The sequence below is a fragment of the Longimycelium tulufanense genome, from assembly GCF_014645795.1.
Classification (GTDB): domain Bacteria; phylum Actinomycetota; class Actinomycetes; order Mycobacteriales; family Pseudonocardiaceae; genus Longimycelium; species Longimycelium tulufanense.
Window position 1 is genome coordinate 23,755 of the sequence record NZ_BMMK01000007.1, and the last position, 18,065, is coordinate 41,819.

The 18,065-nt window shown below is 67.0% G+C and carries 15 protein-coding genes; 12 read left to right on the forward strand and 3 right to left on the reverse strand.

The genetic code is table 11. The features are described from left to right. Positions 1-102: 102 nt before the first annotated feature. From IEY55_RS09545 to IEY55_RS09565, 5 genes are all read left to right on the forward strand, one after another. Positions 103-1,422, forward strand: coding sequence for an ATP-grasp domain-containing protein (locus tag IEY55_RS09545; RefSeq protein ID WP_189056177.1), 1,320 nt, complete (start codon positions 103-105; stop codon positions 1,420-1,422). Between the two features lie 271 nt (positions 1,423-1,693). Then, positions 1,694-2,440 carry an SDR family oxidoreductase gene (locus IEY55_RS09550; RefSeq protein ID WP_189056179.1) on the forward strand — a complete coding sequence of 249 codons (747 nt, stop codon included), beginning with the start codon at positions 1,694-1,696 and terminating at the stop codon, positions 2,438-2,440. Between the two features lie 40 nt (positions 2,441-2,480). Next, the gene (locus IEY55_RS09555) at positions 2,481-3,101 is read left to right on the forward strand and encodes a 2OG-Fe(II) oxygenase (RefSeq protein WP_189056181.1); all 621 of its coding nucleotides are present in this window, start codon (positions 2,481-2,483) and stop codon (positions 3,099-3,101) included. Positions 3,102-3,181: 80 nt separating this feature from the next. Continuing rightward, positions 3,182-4,204, forward strand: coding sequence for a GNAT family N-acetyltransferase (locus tag IEY55_RS09560; protein ID WP_189056183.1), 1,023 nt, complete (start codon positions 3,182-3,184; stop codon positions 4,202-4,204). 49 nt (positions 4,205-4,253) lie between these two features. Then, entirely contained in the window at positions 4,254-4,832 is a 579-nt protein-coding gene (locus IEY55_RS09565) for a GrpB family protein (RefSeq protein ID WP_189056185.1), read from the forward strand. Between the two features lie 185 nt (positions 4,833-5,017). On the opposite strand, the gene IEY55_RS09570 is transcribed toward IEY55_RS09565, so the two are convergent. The 3 genes from IEY55_RS09570 to IEY55_RS09580 all read right to left on the reverse strand — a co-directional run bounded on the left by IEY55_RS09570 (position 5,018) and on the right by IEY55_RS09580 (position 8,864). Beyond that, positions 5,018-6,202, reverse strand: a complete 1,185-nt coding sequence (locus IEY55_RS09570) for a cytochrome P450 (RefSeq protein WP_189056186.1) — start codon at positions 6,200-6,202, stop codon at positions 5,018-5,020. A gap of 69 nt (positions 6,203-6,271) precedes the next feature. Then, the gene (locus tag IEY55_RS09575; protein WP_189056188.1) at positions 6,272-7,465 is read right to left on the reverse strand and encodes a YcaO-like family protein; all 1,194 of its coding nucleotides are present in this window, start codon (positions 7,463-7,465) and stop codon (positions 6,272-6,274) included. Continuing rightward, positions 7,458-8,864 (reverse strand): TfuA-like protein, encoded by a 1,407-nt coding sequence (locus tag IEY55_RS09580; RefSeq protein ID WP_189056190.1) that lies wholly within the window; start codon positions 8,862-8,864, stop codon positions 7,458-7,460. The genes IEY55_RS09575 and IEY55_RS09580 overlap by 8 nt, the downstream gene beginning before the upstream one ends. Positions 8,865-9,609: 745 nt before the next feature. Between IEY55_RS09580 and ntaA the strand changes: the two genes are divergently transcribed. The 7 genes from ntaA (at position 9,610) to IEY55_RS09615 (ending at position 18,063) form a co-directional block, all read left to right on the forward strand. Continuing rightward, positions 9,610-9,768: a nocathioamide family RiPP precursor gene (gene ntaA, locus IEY55_RS09585; RefSeq protein ID WP_189056192.1), complete on the forward strand. Its 159-nt coding sequence runs from the start codon at positions 9,610-9,612 to the stop codon at positions 9,766-9,768. A gap of 182 nt (positions 9,769-9,950) precedes the next feature. Continuing rightward, positions 9,951-11,228: a lanthionine synthetase LanC family protein gene (locus IEY55_RS09590; protein WP_189056194.1), complete on the forward strand. Its 1,278-nt coding sequence runs from the start codon at positions 9,951-9,953 to the stop codon at positions 11,226-11,228. A gap of 52 nt (positions 11,229-11,280) precedes the next feature. After that, positions 11,281-12,429, forward strand: coding sequence for a protein-L-isoaspartate O-methyltransferase family protein (locus tag IEY55_RS09595; protein ID WP_189056196.1), 1,149 nt, complete (start codon positions 11,281-11,283; stop codon positions 12,427-12,429). Positions 12,430-12,520: 91 nt separating this feature from the next. Next, positions 12,521-13,102, forward strand: coding sequence for a dienelactone hydrolase family protein (locus tag IEY55_RS09600; RefSeq protein WP_189056198.1), 582 nt, complete (start codon positions 12,521-12,523; stop codon positions 13,100-13,102). After that, positions 13,099-14,673, forward strand: a complete 1,575-nt coding sequence (locus tag IEY55_RS09605; RefSeq protein ID WP_189056200.1) for a SagB/ThcOx family dehydrogenase — start codon at positions 13,099-13,101, stop codon at positions 14,671-14,673. The genes IEY55_RS09600 and IEY55_RS09605 overlap by 4 nt, the downstream gene beginning before the upstream one ends. Next, a complete protein-coding gene (locus tag IEY55_RS09610) occupies positions 14,667-17,195 on the forward strand; it encodes a lantibiotic dehydratase (RefSeq protein WP_189056202.1) in 2,529 nt (842 codons plus the stop codon). Before IEY55_RS09605 ends, IEY55_RS09610 begins: the two co-directional genes overlap by 7 nt. A 1-nt stretch (position 17,196) precedes the next feature. Beyond that, a complete protein-coding gene (locus IEY55_RS09615) occupies positions 17,197-18,063 on the forward strand; it encodes a thiopeptide-type bacteriocin biosynthesis protein (RefSeq protein WP_189056204.1) in 867 nt (288 codons plus the stop codon). Positions 18,064-18,065 lie beyond the last annotated feature (2 nt).

Sequence of the window (18,065 nt, forward strand, 5' to 3'; positions counted from 1 at the left end):
AACGCCCAGGAACCCTGCGACGCCCAGATACCTCGAAGCGGTAGCCCGGCCGGTGGGCACGTCACTTTGCTCCGTCGTTATTTCCGGGGACGGAGGTATGTCGTGCTCAGCACCTCCGGCTCGCGCCTGGTTCGGCTGGCACGGGAGCTGGTCGAACTGGGCGCGGCCGGGGTGTTCGCCGTGGCCGGCACGGTCGAGCCCCACGTGCGCTTCGGCAACGACGTCACCTGCTACAACGTCGGGCTGGCGGGGCGGACCCATGGCGAGCTCGGCCCCCGGTTCGACACCTTCCTGGCCGATCCCCCCACCGACCTGCGTGCGGCGCTGGACCGGTTCGACCCCGACCGTCAGGCGTGGGTGCTGGACACCCGCGACCTACCCACCGGACAGTTCGCGGGTCGACGACGCTACGGCTGGCGCCGCCACGCCTGGGCCCGAGCCGAGGACAAAACCTGGATCCATCACGTGTGGGCGCGGGCGGGCATCCCGGCCGCGCCCTCCCTGATCGTGCCCCCGGAACCCGACGCGCTCGCCCGCGCGAGTCGGGAGCTGGACCACGGCGCCGGCACGGTCTGGGCGGCCGACACCCGCTCCGGGATTCACGGCAGCGCTTCCGGAATCCGGTGGGTACGCGACTCGGCGGACGCCGCCCGGTGCGCGCCCGGGTTCGCCCGCCGGTGCGACCAGGTGCGGGTCATGTCCTTCGTGGAGGGCTGGCCGTGCACGGTCCACGGGCTCGTCATGTCGTCGGGCCTCGTGGCCCTGCGGCCGCTGGAACTGGTGGTCCTGCGCGACCACAACCACCAGTTCGTCTTCACCGGAACCGCCACCTACTGGGACTGCTCCCCCGACGCCGAGCGACTCCTGCGGGCCACCACGCGCCAGGTCGGCGAAGCCCTCCGCGACGTCCTGGACTATCGCGGCGGGTTCACCGTTGACGGCATCCTGACCGGGACCCGGTTCGTCCCCACCGAGGTGAACGCCCGACTGGGCAGCGGGCTCGAAACCATCGAACAGCACCGTCCCGAACTGCACCTGTCGCTGGTCAACCGGCTGGCCCAGGAACGCGACGACGGCGCGATCGATAGCGGCTGGTTCCAGGAGGTGGCACTCGCCACGCTGGCGACCTACCGGGGTGGCTGGGTCGAGCTCCCGCTCGAGCACCCCGTCCCACCGCAGCATCGCACCATCGAGCTCACCCTCGATCCCACCGACACCTGGCGGGCGACACCGCCAGGCGGCACCGCCACCGCAGTGGTCCGCACCAGAACCTCACCCCACGGCGACATCCTTGGCTGGGAACCGGTGTCCGACGAGCTCCGCGGCCGGCTGATCGCACCCCTGGTCGTGTCCGCCCTGGACTTCCTCCGCCGCGAACTCGGCCTCGTCCTGCCCGTCCTCACCGCCCCGCGCGATGCCTGAACGATGCCGCCGAACACGGCACCGGGCCCCAGATCACCGGACCGGCCGCAACCGGGATCACGGCTGCCCTCACCAAGAATCAGCATTTCACGCCACGAAACGTGACATCCACGCTTTCGCCGTCGCGCATTAGCATGAGGGAGAATTTGTGCTCCACCGGCAACGGTGCCAAGGCGCCGGATTCGGGCAGGAAACACGCACGTCACCACCGAGGCACTCGACGTACTCGTGCACGGGATAGTCATCTTCTTTGACAAACGAGGTACCCGCGATGACCGGCGAGCACTACCCACCCGTCAAGGCGGCGGGAATCATCGGAGGAACTCGCGGTCTGGGCTTCCAGCTCGCCCTCCGGGCCCACCGCGCAGACCTGCACACCGTGGTGTACGGCCGTTCGGCCGAGAAGATCCCCGAAAAGAAGCTTCCCGGAGCCGAGCAACGCTACGTGGACCTGTGCGATCGCGACAGCGTCAACCGTTGCGACGTGCACCTGCCCGGCCCGGCCCGCATCCTGTGGGTGGCCGGCGCGTTTCTGAAGAAACCGCTGGCCGACACCTCCGATGCGGAGATCGACGGGCTGACCAGCCTGCTCCTGACCGGTCCCCTGATTCTGCTGCGCCGGCTGCTCGATGCCGTGCCGGGACCCGTCCATCTGGTCACCATCGCGTCCTCGTCCGGCTGGCGACGCCGTACCGACGAAGCTCTCTACTGCGCGCTCAAGGCGGCCCAGGCGCACTGCACCAGGAACCTCGTACCAGAGTTGCTCCGCCGGCACCCCGACAGCCGGGTCACGCTCGTCAATCCCGGTGGCCTGGCGATTCCGGAGTTCCATACCGGCCTGGCCCTCGACTACGGCACCATGATGGATCCTGGCGAGGTCGCGGACATCATCTGGCGAACCGCCACCGAGCAGTGCGAGCCCTTCACCGAGATACAGATCCTGCGCAGCCGTGCACCCGGTCGGGAAGGAACACCGCAGGTCTCCTTCGGTCCCCGTACCCCGGAACTCCCCGTCTAGTCCCTGCACTGTCGAGCCCACAAACCAGAGGTGTCCTGTCATGTTGAACCTCACCGCACCGGTGCAAGCCCACCTCACCCCGTACTCCTGGGCGGTGGTGGAAGACCTGATCACCCCGGACAACCGCGCCCGGCTGCGCAAGGACATCCCTCCGCTGGAGGTGTTCAAACGGGAACAACGCCTCGACGGCGGGGACAAGATCTACGGCATGTACGTGCTCCCGCTGGTCGACAAGGGGGTTCGGCTGCCTGTTCTGGATCGGCTCGGTCCGGCCTGGGTCGACTTCGTCGCCGCGGTCGACACCGACGACTACCGGTCCTGGGTGGAGAGCACCGTCGGCGCCACGATCCGACCGGAGGCATTCGACGTCGGGCTCTTCGTGTTCGCCCCGGGCGACTGGGTGTCCTCGCACACCGACAAGAGCGAGAAGTCCGCCACGCACGTGCTGTACCTGAACGAATCCTGGGCCCCGGACCACGGAGGCGCGTTCGAGGTCCGCGAGGGCGTGGACCTGAGCACCCCGCCGTATGAGTCGATCCTCCCCGCCGGCGGCCGTTCGGTCCTGTTCGCCCAGTCCGAGCGCTCCTGGCACGCCGTCGCCCCGGTGACCAGTTCCGCCCCAGATCCGCGGTTCACCATCCAGGTCGAGATGTGGCGCTGACCCGTTCCCTGCCCCGGGAGCCGGGTCGGCCGCACGGACGGGTTCATTCAGGCAGCGGGGTACGGTGAAGGAGGACAGGCGTGTCGACTCGAGCAGCGCTCGACGGGGTCCGGGTGACCAGCCCGGTGCCCAGGGCCGTCTGGCGAAGCCTGGCGGACTCCGATCCCTACGCGTTGCCCACCCAGACGCCCCAGTGGCTCGACGCGGTCTGCGACGGTGGCCGCTACACCGACGTCAGCCAGCTCTACGAATGGCCGGACGGGCACCGGATCCTCGTACCCCTGGTGCGTAAGCGATACCTTCCCACCCGGCTGGCGACCAACGGATCCTGGCCGATCGGTTGGGATATCGGCGGAGCCCTGTGCGACCAGGGCCGGATCAGCAAGGAGCAGGCCGCGGCCGTGGTGGAGCGGCTGGCCGGCCAGTCGGTGCGTGCCACGTACTTCCGGCCGCATCCGGTTCACGACGACGTGTGGTCGGCGGTGATACCGACCGCAGCACGGCGCAAGCCCCGCATGGTGCAGACGATCGACCTGCGTGCGGGTGTCGAGGCGGTCTGGAAACGCTTCAGTAGCTCGAAGCGAAGGAACATCCGCAAGGCGAGGCAGGCGGCGCTGACCGTGGAATGTGATTCGACCGGTCGCCTGCTACCGATTTTCGACCGCCTCTACCGGCAGTCGGTGGAGCGGTGGGCGACACAGGGCGACACCCCAGCCTGGCTGACGCGTCTTCGGGTGAACCGCAAGTACTCCACCCGTTACTTCACCTCGGTCGTCCGGCACCTGGGAGCGACGTGCCAGGTATGGGTGCTCTGGCACGAGGGAGTTACCACGACCGCGTTGATCACCGTGTCACATGGTGGCTACACCTTCGCCTTGGCCAACGCCATGGACAAGCGGCTTTCCGGCCCTATCCACGGCCAGACCTACCTGCACGCCCTGGCCATCGAACAAGCCTGCGCCGAGGGCCGGGACTACTTCCATCTCGGTGACACCTATCCTGGTACGGGCGTGACCCGGTTCAAGTCGTCCTTCGGTCCCGTCGACTACCACAGCGCGGGGTACTGGTTGCCACCGACGCGTTCGAGGAACGGCAGCAGCTAGCGGCCGGACACGTCGCACGGTCGTCCAGGCTTGTCGAAAGGCTACAGTGATGGAGCACGATTCGGCCCAGCAGCGGGCGCAGCCCTCGAAGGGTGACGCGCAGCCGTGCACCATCGTCGTGGTGGACTATGACCCTCACTGGGTGGACCGCTTCGCGGCGGAGGAGAAGCGGATCCGCACCGCGCTCGGTTCTCGCGCGCTGCGGATCGAACACATCGGCTCCACCTCGGTCCCGGGCCTGGCCGCCAAGCCCATCATCGACATCCTGCTCGTCGTGGCAGACTCGGGCGACGAGACCACCTACGTACCCGCCCTGGAGGCGGCGGGGTACGAGATGCACGTCCGCGAGCCGGACTTCTACGAGCACCGGATGCTGCGGACACCGGCCCAGGACGTGCACGTCCACGTCTTCTCGCCCGGTTCTCCGGAAATCGACCGTTACCTGCTCCTGCGTGACCGGCTCCGGGATCGGGAGGACGAGCGCGCATTGTATGCGCGAACCAAGCGGGAACTGGCCAGGCGCACGTGGCCAACGATGCAGCACTATGCCGACGCCAAGACGGACGTCGTCGAAGCCATCATCGCTCGCGCGGCAGCCGCCAGGACCAACCCCGGCAGCACGAGCTAGCCGAACGGCACCGCACCGGCGAACCGACCTTGCCCGACCGCCCGAGACCTCGCCTGCCCCGTCGACGCGTGACCCAGCGTGGAGTTCGACCGGCAGGTCCCCGAGCATGACCGGGAACGCGCGGGATCTCCTACTGGACCAAGAACTACCGCACTCACGTCGAACTCGACCACCGTCCCGTGGCATCAGCCTCGCAAGGCCACCGGCAGGCGGCGCACCTGAGCCAGCCCGGAGCCCTCATACATGCTGACCTCAGGCTGAACTGTGAGGCGCGGAAACCGGCTGAGCAGAAGGCCCACCGCAATCTGGACCTCCAACCGTGCCAGCGGAGCACCCAGACAGAAGTGCACACCGTGTCCGAAACTCAGGTGCGGGTTGGGGTTACGCCGAATGTCGAACCGGTGGGGATCGGGGAAACGACGTTCGTCGTGGTTCGCCGACAGCAACCAGGCGGTCACCAGGCTACCCTCGGGGACGAGGCAGCCGCGCAACTCGACGTCCCGCGTCGTGACCCGCATGTTGTACGGTGCCGGCGGCCGACACCGCAGGACTTCCTCGAGTGCGCTGGGCAGAAGCGTGGGATCGTTCCGCAGCGCTACCGCCGCCTCCGGGTGCTCATCCAGGCACAGCACGGCATTGGCCAGCACCAGGCTGGTCGTCGCGTGGCCGGCGAGCAGGAGGAGCCCCGCGAAACTGACGATCTCCTCGTCGGTGAGCCGGTCCCCCGCTACCTCGGCGGTGGTCAGCCGGCTGATGAGATCCTCGCGGGGACGACGTCGCCTGTCGCGGACGTGGCCGGCCAGGTAGCCGTTCAGCTCGTCCGCGGATTCCCGGAGGGCAGGCTCCATGGGCTCGTCGGTCGTCCGGTCGAACGGCACCGACAACCGAGTGTCGACCCAGTCACGGAACAGCTGATGATCGCTGGGCGGAACTCCGAGCAGCTCACTGATCACCGTGACGGGCAAAGGATAGCAGAACGCGGCCACCAGATCGACCTCGTCCTGTTCGGCTGCGGTGTCGAGCAGTTCCGTCGCCAGCTCGGTGATGCGTGGTGCCAGTCGCTCGACGCTCTGCATCGTGAACGCGCGACTCACCAGCGTCCGAACCTGCCGGTGTTGTGGGGGATCCAGCAACGCGAGGTTGCCGCGGCCGGGGTCGCCCAGGGGCATCGCGCGATGCAGCTGGGCGGAGAAGGTCTTCGACTCGGACTGCACACGCAGGACGTCCTCGTGCCGTAGCACCTGCCAACTCTTGATCTTCTGGTCGAAGAACACGGGGCTGTGGTCACGCATCTGTCGGGCCCAGGCCAGCAGCCCCGGCACGTCCGCGGGACCGGCGTGCGGCACGGCCCGTTCTTCCTGCTGCGTCATGTCTACAAACCCTTCCGTGGTCAGCTGGCGATGAGCACGATCCCGGTCTTCGGTCCGGTATGACCGCGGTCAGGACGTTCGCGGTAAGGCCCGGCGGACCGCGAACGGGATGTCGTGCCCCGGTGGGGCGCTCAGACCCGGGCAGATCAGCTTCACCACCGCGAAGTCGCGGCGGGTACTGAGGTCCAGCACGACGGGCTCGGTCCCGGCCTGGGCCTCCACCGTCGATCCCAGCCACGCGACCTCGGCCCCCACGTCGTCGAAACCCACGGTGAACGACCCCGTCACCTCCGCAAAAGGCACGAGGTCGGGTGCCGGCGCCGGCTCGGTGACCTCTCCCCTGCGAACGTGCGAGTACATCGGGGCCAGGTCCTCCCGGCTCCCACTGATCGCGGTGAGCCGGCTCTGTGCCGCCTCGGTGACCGCCCGGGACAACGCGACACCCGGTGCCGAGTGCGCACCGGCTCCAGCGGCCAGCGTGGGGAAGTCCTGGCTCCAGAGGTGGGCGACGAAACAGGGGATCCGCCAGCGGTTGGGCACCAGCGCGATCTCAAAGAACATCCCGTTCGACAGGATCTTGGCGATCAACTCGGCACAGGTCGGGTCGCTCACCGTGGCCGGATCGACGGTGATCCGGCCGTCCCGGCCCGAACTGGTCAGCTGGGCGATCGCATCGCGTTCGATCACCTCGTAGAACGCATGGGCCACCGCCTCCTGGTAGGAGTTGCCCGACGCGAGGCCGTTGCTGCTACTTGCCAGGCCGGACGGGGTCCAGGTAGGAGACGGAGTCAACGCCAGGTGCACCAACGAGAATGGGACCGGGACCTCTGTTCCACTGCGCACGCCACGGGCGACCGACCAGTCCAGTGGAACGTGGTCGTTGAGGAGGCTCTGCGCCAGGTTGCCCAACTGGTCCAACTGGTACGGCAGGTTCAGATCCGCGGCCGGTGCGCTCCGGATATCTGGCCGAGTCCACGCGTACTCGGCGTGCCACAACTCGATGGCCTCCATCGCAGCCGAGATCCTGGCCGACAGCGACGTCGACCCCTTCCCCTGTGAGACGCTCAGGGTCCGGGCGAGCGGGCGGTAGGCCGTGTACACAGGGATGCCGACAATGTCGAGTCCGGTCACATCAGCGATCCGCGTGATGCCGAACGTCGACAGGATTGGCTCGATGGTCTCCCATGTCTCTTCCGGTGACCGTACCCGGTGGGTCCCGTGGAAGTAGACCTTTGCCGAGGCCGAGTTGACCTGCTCAGGCATGTATCTCCCTTTCCGCTGAGACTGTTCCGGAGTGATACCGTGCCCTCGTCCGGGTGTGGCTCAGTAGGAAGAAGGGACGTGCTGCCGCAACCGCCTCCGTCAGGGACGACAAACCCCGGTCCCGTGCGGCCGCAGTCAGATCTCGATCACCGTCGTGGGGGTCCAGGCCCCAGACCTCCGCGAGGTGCTCCCGAAGCTTGTCGAACCGGAGGTTGTCGATGTGCATGGCGGGGTTCCTGCTCGCGAGCTCGTGGTTCAGTGCGGAGACCTCCGCTATGCGCGACCGGGTGTCCTGTGTCCTCCTCAGCAGTGCACCGTCGACGACCTCCGGCCGGGAGAAGTCGAGGCTGAACCGCGAGGCGCGCACCAGGACACGGATCATCGCCTCGTCCTCGGAGTACTTCTCCTCCTCGTTCGGTGTGAGCCACTCGCTTCGCTGTTCGGCAGACATGCGGTGAACGACCACGTTCTTGGAGCGTGCGACCGCCAGCGCTCGATCACGGGTATGGTTGTGAGTTCCCGACGTGTCCTCGGCTGACCGGGCAATGCGCTCCAGGACGTACCGTTCCCACCGTTGTGGAAAGTCGCGGTCGTAGATTTGCTGGTAGCGGAGGACGGCTGCATGTCCGACGTGAGCGCCGGCCACCTCCACGCCGGTGAACTCACCGATCCAGTCTCGGAGGTACACCGTGCGCCAGTCCGCGGATCGCCTCCAGTCCTCGGAGGATGGACGCGATGAGGAGAGGGTGCCGCTGCGCACACGCTGGATGGCCAACGCGGCGTCCCGCAGCTTGAGGTTCGCGTGTTCCGGGTGATCCGCGAGGAAGGCCCGTGCTGCCTGCACAGCTCGCCGAAGTGTGGGGTGCCGGCCTGACACGACATGCTCGACCACGGCCCAGCGCCGTGTTGAGTACGGCAGTTCCTTGGCCACGCGGAAAATTTCCTCGGCTTCGGGGCCGGTCAGTACTTCGTCCTCAACACAGACCGACACGCCGTGGCGGATGTTGACCAGTGCTTCGCTGAGACGCCTGCACTCCGGCAGGGGCGTGTGGACCACCGCGACCTCGTCGTCGGAGTCGATGACACCATCGCGGTACATCTCGAAGACTCGTCCGATCCCGATCATGCCGTACTGGTGCAGCTCCGCGGCGCGCAGCGCACCCATGCTGGCCGCGCCCACCACTGTGGCGCCGTTCGCCATGACCTCGAGAATCTCCTTGTGCCGCACCGGCGCGTGATGGTGGTAGAGCCCGTCGATCAGGAGCGCCAGGTCCCCCGTTCCGAGGTTGAGCCGCAACAGGTCGCCATGACTGACCGGACCATGGACGTGCGCCGTGTCGATCTCCCGCAACACGTCCACGCGACTCAGTGTCGGTCCAGTGAAGATGTGGATCGACACCACGAACCTCCTCGTTTCCGTTGTAGCTGGGCAACCTCGACAGTGGTGTGGCGATGACGACGAGCAACCGACCCGGTCTTTGCGACACGTCAGGACCCCGGAGCTGACGCCGATACTCCCCCACCGTTAACCGACCCAGACCGCTCCCTCACCACATTCTGTGCCGGACCCTCGACGGAGAAGAAGAGGAAGCCAGCAACACATGGCATGCGAGACGCCACACCGACGATAAGTTGGACGATCGGCGACGGCAAGGGGACATATCTGGAGATCCCATGCCGCCCCTCATCGCTTCCCCATCCACAGATAACGTCCCACCTGGGAAAACGAAACTTTCCTCACCACCGCTCGGGAAGATCGCTACCACCGGGTAGTCAGCGACCTGGCGGAGATAACCACCGGGTCCCCCAATCACGACCACCCCGCATTCCCGATCCAGATCTCCAGATCGTGCCACCAATATCCGCCATCTGGCGGACTACCGGGAGGTAATGAGCCATTCAAGAACCACTTACTTTCCCAGGTGAGGCCGACCAACGAAGCGCCCACGAAGATCCGGCACTCTCGCTCCCCACCGGTGTCCTTCTTGCCAGGCCAACAAGGTCCGTCTAGCGTCGGACGCGGCTCGCGAGCCGATCATTTCTGTCTTCGTCCCGATTTGCCGAGATCCCGCGATGAACCCTGCTCACCAATCGGGGCCGAAGACATACCGCAAGAGGAAAGCAAGAGGAAAGGGAGAACGAAGATGAACAACATGGGTGCGGCGTCGGCCAACATGCCCAACCCGAGCTACGGGGACTTCGACCTGGAGATCATCGACGCGACCCTGTTCGATGGCGAGCAGTCGCGCCCGCCGGCCCCGGCCTGCCACACGCTCTCCAGCCTGCCCTGCTGCGCTAACTGACGTTCTGGACCAACGCCAGAGCACCACGGGTGCGTCCCGAGCCCTTCTCGGGACGCACCCGCTGGCGCGGCCGGCTACTCGCCATTGCCCAATGTCCACCCGGTGCCCGGCTCCGTGGCGGGCGAGAACGACCCAACTGTGTTCCAGGTGGACGACACGCCACAAAAACGGGAGGCTTCTGAATGCGTGAGCTCGCTCGTGACGTGGCCCTGGTGGTCGCCGATCGGATCACCTCCCCGCAACGAGTCGCGGAGTTCGCGGCCACCTACCCGTCGACGGTCCGCGACACCGGTGTCCCGCACTCTCCGGTATCGCTTGTCGATGGACACCCGGGCATCGTTCTCCTCCTCGCCCACCTCGACGCGCACGACAGCAGCGAACGGCTCCACGCGACACATCGCCATCTGTCCGCCGCGACGTCTGCCCTCCAGCAGGCGACGGAACGTCCGTGCCTGTTCTACGGGCTGCCCGCCCTGGCGTTCGCAACCCATCTCGCGGCCGCGGGCACTGCCAACTACGCGTCACTCCTCGCCCAGCTCGACGAGCGTGTGTCGGAGGTGACCCGCGACCTTCTTCGGACCGACGCGCAGGGAGACCGGGACGACCCCTTGTCCGGAACACGACCGGACCCCACCCACGACTTGATTTTCGGCCTCTCGGGACTTGGTCGCTACCTCCTGCTCCGGTTGGACAAACACGCCGAGGTAGCCGCAGCGGTCGTCACCCGCCTTGCCCGGTACGCGGTCGACCTCCTTGACGCGCCCATTGACCCACGGGACAAGGAGCGGGACGAGGTGCTTGTCGGGGCCGCGCATGGCCTCGCAGGAATACTGTCTCTTCTCGCGTTGGCCCACCGGGCCGGCGTGGTCGTCCCCGACCACGACACGGCGATCCGGAGGATCGCCGACACACTCGTGTCGTGGCGATGCCCAGACGACACGACACTGTGCTGGCCGTACTCGATGCAATGGCACCCCGAGACCGCCACGTATGTTCCGAAACTACCCTCGACGAGGCCGGCATGGTGCAACGGCGCATCGGGCGTCATCACCGCGCTCGCGCATGCCGGACGGGCGTTGAACGTCGAGCGGTGGACCGGCTGCGCCGTTGAAGCGGCCGAGGTCATCTGTCGACAAGAGCCCCACACATGGCGAATGAGCACGATCGGGCTCTGTCATGGCTATTCCGGCGCACTCCAGTTGCTGCTGCGCCTGGCACAACTTACTGGGTGCCACAGCTTCGATGCCACGATACGTCTGTTGATTGAACGTATTCTGGAGTTCCACGACCCGTCGGCACCATTTGCTTTCCATCGGCCCGGCGCAAACCAGAGCCTCGTGCCTGAGGGGCCCGGGTTCATCGACGGGGCCGTGGGGACCGCGCTCGCGCTGATCAGCTATGCCATCGGGCTCCCCGAACCGGACCAACCTGCCTGGGACTCCGCCCTGCTGCTGTCATGACGGCGTCCCACCAGCAGCAGCGGATGAATCGGGTTTTCCCACAGGAGACATCATGGATCACTCCACCTCGGATGTTCACGGGCACCGCTACCAGGAGGAGCTGGTACATAGGTTGCGGGCCCTCGGTGCCATCCGTTCTCCGGAGGTGGAGTCGGCGTTCCGGTCGGTTCCGCGTCACTTGGCGTTGAGCCGGTTCCTCCAGGTCACACCCGACCATTCCGTCTCGCTGGTCGCAGTGCCCCGAAGCTCTCCAGCCTCCGAGGACCTGCTCCGTACCGTCTACGAGGACACTGTTCTCGTCACCCACGTCTCGGCTGAGGACCATCTTCCGGTGAGTTCCTCCTCCCGGCCAAGTGTCATGGCGATGATGCTGGAGGAGTTGCTCCTGGGCAGCCGCATGTCCGTGCTCGAGATTGGCGCGGGCACCGGCTACAACGCCGCACTTCTCGGTCGCATCGTGGGCCCCGCCGGCACCGTGACCAGTGTCGAGGTGGACCAGGAAATCGGCGAGGCAGCCAGTGCCGCACTCCTCCGTCTTGGTGCAGGCAACGCCGAGGTGGTGATCGCGGATGGTTTCCTCGGGCACCCCCCTGCGGCACCCTACGACCGGATCGTCGCCACGGTGGGCGTCAGCGGGATTCCACCACAGTGGACCAGCCAGCTCCGCGCTGGCGGACTGGTCCTGGCCCCTGTCCTGCACGGTGGTCTGTACCCACTGATGACGTTCCGGGATACCGGATCGAACCGGCTTGTCGGCCGTCCTCTCGCGTGCTCCGGCTTCGTGCCCGCGGCCGGCAGGCTCCATCCTCACCCACGTCCCTGGAACCAGTGGTCTGTTGAGCAGGGACCTGAGCCCCTGTCGGGCAGCTCGCTGCCCGGCCCGTTGACCGCCCTGGACGAGTCCCGGTTCCAGGACCTGTGGTTCGCACTCGGTGTCCTGGCACCAGGGCAGGTGCAACAGGTCACGTTGCTCTCTCCGCAGGGTCCGTTGGACGGGATGGGCCTGGTGGATCGTGGGGAACGGGTCTTCCTGACCCCGGACGGTCTCTGGAGCGGTGGCGACGGCGAACTCGTCGATCTCCTGGCGAGTCTGGTCACGGAGTGGGTGGAGTTGGGCAGGCCGCGGGTGTCGGACTGGGGGTGTGGGTTGGAGCCTGACGGTGCGCTCCTTGTCCCTGCCGGTTGGCAGGTCACCCGGTGACCCGCCGACCCACCGCTGACCGCTCCCCAGAGGAGACCGGTTCGTGTTCTCGTTCTCGACCGGTGATGAGATGGAGAGGTGGCCCCGGGTCATGGCGACTGTGTTGATGCTCCACTCGGCCTACGGCTTGCGACCCTCCGTTCATCGCGCCGCCAGCCGGCTTCGCGAGCAAGGACACCGAGTGGAGACACCGGACCTGTACGGTTGCGGGGCGATCGAGCCGCCGAGGCGCGGGCTCGACGTGCGCGACTCCATCGGCGCCGAGGAGCTCCTTCGGCGGGCGTCGGCTGCGGCGTCGCGGCTGCCCGCCGAAACCGTCTATCTCGGCTTCTCCCTCGGTGCATGGTTGGCGCAGGAACTTGCCGCCCGGAACCGTCTCGCCCGGGGCCTGGTGTTGCTGCAGGGGCTCGGCATCCCCGGCGGCCAGTTGTCGTGTCCCGTTCAGGTTCACGTGTCGCAAGGAGACCTCGACCGCCAGGAACTTCCCGTGAACTCGTGGGTCCCACTCATGCGGGCCCAAGGCAACGACCTGCAGACCTTCGTGTACGAGACACAGGGTCACCTCTATATGGACGAGGATCTCACGGAGTACGACGCGACGGCGTGCGCCCTCGCCTGGCGTCGCGTCGATAATTTCCTTCTCACCTGCGACTCGGTGGAGGCGTCTCCATGACGGCGCCTCCCTCCACACTGCCCGGGCACTACGGTCTTGGTTTCCGCGGCGGAATCGACCTCGAGCGGCGCACCGAGGGTACCGTGGTCCTCTCCAAGAACCGACCAGTATGCCTTCTGCGTCGCCTCCACCCGCAGCTGCATTCGGCATTGGAGCGGATCACCGCGCGGCCGCTACTCCTGTCGGAGCTGATGGTTGACCTCGATGCGGCACTGCAGGAGCAGCTTGTCTCCATTGTCCTACGGCTCCGCGGGCTCCTGCACCGCAGCGTCATGCACGACACGCGCGAGCTCCTGCGAATCCAGACGCCAACCGTCGACTTCGCACTGGCGCCAGTCACCGTCACGCCACAGACCCTTGTGCGACTGTCCCGCTTCACCCTCCTTCGGGCAACCGGTCACCACCTGGCACTGGAGTCCGCTCGAACCGAGCACCAGTGCCTGCTCACAGATCCCGCTGCCACCGCTCTGGTCACGACACTCGCCGAACCTGTCCCCATCGCTCAGCTGCCCGCCCCGGACCTCCCCAACACGGCCAGCACCTCACTGGTACGCGCACTGGCCGAACTGGGTTTCGTCGATCTCGGTGAAATGATCGATGATCAGGTTCGGTTCGCAGCCGATGACGATGACGTCCTGGCCCAGTGGGAGTTCCACGACCTGCTCTTTCACGAGCGGAGCAGGGTGGGCCACCCCAGCCGCGCACACGACGAGCCGTTTCCGTTCCTCGACCTGATCGCGCCGCAGCCGGTAGCCAGGTCCATGACCGACGCCCCGGTCGTCGAGTTGCACCATCCGACCCTGGCCGAACTCCTGGCGACAGACCCGGCACTGACCACAGCCTTGGAGGGCCGCCGTTCGGTACGAAGCTACGGGCAGCAACCGATCACCGCCCCACAGGTCGGCGAGTTCCTGTACCGGGTGGCGCGCGTCCGTGCCACCTACGGGCCCGACCGGACCGTCGGCCTTCCCTACGAAGGGTCGAGCCGGCCCTACCCTTCCGGAGGATCGTGCTACGACCTGGAGCTGTACCTGGTCATCGGTCGTTGTCGGGGAATCGCCGAGGCAATCTACTTCTACGATCCGGTCGGGCACCGTCTGCACCTGGTCAACGATGACCAGTCCTGCCGTGACGAACTCCTCGACGCGGCACGCAGATCCATGGCAGCAGACACTCCACCCGACATTCTGATCGCGGTCACGTCCCGCTTCCACCGCGTGGCGTGGAAGTATCCCTCGATTGCCTACCGACTCACCACCCAGCATGTCGGAGTGCTGTACCAGAACATGTACCTGGTCGCCACTGCCATGGGTCTCGCGCCCTGCGCAATCGGAGACAGCAGCGCCGATCTGGTGAGCGGCGCACTTGGCCTGCGTCGTCTGTGTGAGCCTGTGGTCGGCGCCTTCCTACTGGGCAGCCTGCCAACCGAGAAACTGGGGTCGACCACCGACCAGGGATCGGCCGTCGGATGGTGGCCTGTCAACGATCCACACTGGTCCGACGAAGCACAGCGACTCCTTCGCCAGGTCGGCCGTTCCGAATCTGCCGTGGAGGGAACGCCCTCATGTTGACCCGCAACCCCGAGCAGCAGAGGGAGACGCTCGTCGCCGCCCAGCCCGTGTTGCCGGCCGTCATCGTCCGATCGTGCGGCCTTCCGGTCCGTGCCCTCGACGCGACGGCGACACCTCGAACCATGGAGTGCCTTCGATCGGCGCTGACGCGCCGTGTGTCCGCGCAGCGGCTCTCCGAGGAAGTCGGTGCGGATCTCTACGACCTCGTGCCCCAACTGGACGGCTCTCCTGACGTTCGGCGCGCCGCGCTGCGACTCCGGCGCGACGTTCACAACCTGCGGCACCGACGCGGCCAGGCCCGGGACATCGAGGCCGTCGGCGACCACCTGGCCGAACCAGCACAACGCCGCCTACACCAGTGGTTCGTTGCCCTGCAGCAGCATGTCGAGAACATGGTCGCCGCCGAGCGTGCCGCGGAGGCGGAACTGAGCTCGGTCTGGACGGTGACCCGGGACTGGCTCCGTGATCCCGAGATCGCTCTTGGCCTGGCACTCGCCAGCCCGCCGTTCACCCTCCGGCTGCTGGACGGGGCTGCCCGCCCGGCCCCGGCATGGGACTCACGGCTTGCCAGGACCGCCACGGCGTACCTGACCCGGGCCGCGGTGAAGACGAGCCCCTTCAGCTTCCTCACAACCCTGGGCGTGACGGGCTGGGCGGCAGAGGGCAGGATGCCGGCCCGCGATCACCGCGAGCGGCGCTCCCTGTCCTCCTCGCGCTCGGCGGCACTGGAGCTGTTCCGCTCGTGGGCACAACATCCCGAAGGACCGTCCGACATCGAGGTCATCCGTAACCCGAGCCTTCGGCGTGTGGGCGACACGCTCCAGGGACTGCTCCCGCTATATCTCTTCTCCCACGGAGCCTTCCTGCGTGCGGACGAGCAGACCGCCTGTGGGACAGCGGACCAGCTCGTTGCGCATCTACCTCCGCAACGGTTCCCCCTGCGGACACCTGTTGCGCAAGGGATGAGTTGGCGGCGTGTGCGCCGCCTCATCAGTGAGGGTCTGTTGCTTCCCATTACGCCGTGGGGACTACGCGACGGCCGCCACTTCCGCGCGTTCCACAGGTGGCTGCTCGAGCGGATCGGCGGAGGTCTGCTCGACGAGACCGTCACCGAGCTCGCCCGTCTGGAGGAACGCATCGCCCAGACCCAGGACCCCCGAGTGCGTGCCACCGCCGCCGAACGTACTCGACGCACGCTCTCTCAGGGCTTCCGTGTACTGGGGCGTCGTCCGCCACGGTGGACGGCCACGGCTCCTCTCTTCCATGAGCTGGTCGCACACGATGCGGATCGGAATCCACCGCTGCCCGACCCGATTCGTGCCGACCTTCGGGAAATCGCCTCCCGGCAGGCTCACCGCACCCGTCGCAGTGCCCTCTACGACAGGCTCATCGACCACTTCGTCCTACGACACGGCGCGGGAGGAACTGCGCCGGACCTACTCGGGTTTCTGTACGACTTCCTGAACCACGCCCAAGCCGACGGCCGGGCGGGCATCGAGAACCTGCAACGCGAGTTCCAACGGCCGAGCGACACCCTGCCGTCTCCGGCGGCCATGCGAGGACACGGAACGGTCGGGCACGCCGCCAGCACCGTGTTCTTCCAACTGGCCGCCGAGGACCTCGCCGCGGTGGAGCGCGGGAACTATACCGTCGTCATCAACGGGATCTGGAACGGCTTCGCCGGCCTCCTGGCGCGATGGTCCTGCTTGCCCGTCCTGCACGACCAGCTCGCTGCGCCGATCGGATCATGGCTGGCGGAACAGTATCCGGGGTGCCGCGTGTACCAGCTGTCCGCACAGGGGGACTGGGTGACCTTCCAACGTCCTGCGCTGGACTCCCTTCCCTCCCTCGCCTGGGGACCCGGACTGGCCACCGGTGAGCCCGGTGTCGTCGACCTTCGGGGCTTCTCGCTGTCCTACGACCAGCACACCGACACCTTGCAGGTTCGCGATGCGTCGGGGCCGGCATCCTTCGCATACGTCGGGTCCATTCCGCCTCAGGCATTGCGGGGAGTCGACCAGCTGCTGTGCCTGCTGTCGGACCCCTGGGTGTTCACGCCGGCCCTGCCCGACGACCCGCCCCCTCTCCCACGGCGAGATCTTGCACCGCCGGTGGGTGAGGTCACCCACTATCCTCGGGTGCAACATGGTCGGGTGGTGTGGCGGCGCGCGAGGTGGCGGTTGCACCCCGGCGAGTTGCCCAGGCCCCGGTCCCAGATGTCCCCCGTCGAGTTCCTCGCCGAGGTCGAGCAATGGCGCTGCAGGCAAGGGATCCCCCGCGAGACGTTTCTCGACCAGGCGATCTCGGACGCACTGGGCACGATTCGGCAGAAGCCGCAGTGGGTCGACTTCGACCACGCCTCCGTCGTCTGCTCGGCCTTGCGACAGATCGATCCCGGATCCTGCTCGGTGGAGTTCGTCGAAGCCTTGCCGTCCCGCCACGAGCACTGGTGGCGGAACAGCGCCGGAGACGCGATCGCCACCGAGTTCATCACCCTCGTGCGCCACACCGAGGCAGGTTGAGATGACGGTGCCCCTGCGTCAACCCAGCTGGCTTTACTACCGCGTCTACGTGGCCGGGCTGGATGAGATCAGCGACCTCATCGAGCGGGTGGTCAAGCCCGCCATCCGTTCCCTGCGCGGCTCGGTCCCCGACCTCCGGTGGTTCTTCCTGCAGTACATGGACTCTGCCGGCCTACACCTGCGCCTGCGACTGGGGACGAGGGAGCGCGACCTCGACGACTGCGAGGAGTATCTGGACCACGAATTCGCCACCGCACTCGACGCATACGACAGAACCGGCCCGGTGCCCGAGGGATCCGCGGAACGGTGGTTCGTCAAGCGCCTCTACGAGCCGGAGTACGCCAAGTTCGGAGGCCCGGCCGGGGTGGCCTTCGCGGAACGTCTGCTGCAGCTGGGAAGCGAGGTCGCCGTGTCCTGCGCCGGGCCGCGACATCGCGCTGCACGCCCGCTCTACGGGGCCGCGCACACCGCACTCATGGTGCAGGGACTGCCCAGCGCACACCAGGTCCCCTTCCTTCACCAATACGCGTGGAGCTGGTCCGGTTATGCGACGTCGAGCCGCACATGGCAAACGTCGAAGGGGCGCCTGTCCCCCGACGACGTCGCAGCGCGAACCCGGGCGCACCGGTTGCGGGAACAGGTCGACGTGGTCATGGCCGACGATCACACCCGACATGTCCTGACCAACTACGCCAACGATTTCTGGGCGCTCATGCGCTCGCCGGACAGGAGGAAGGTCCGGCGGACCGACTATCTCCTGGTTTTTCATCACATCCATTTGACGAACAACCGGCTTGGTGTGTTCCCGGCGGAGGAGGCGCAAATCGCACGCCTGCTGTGGATCGCGGCCCTGACTTCCGATTCGTAGTC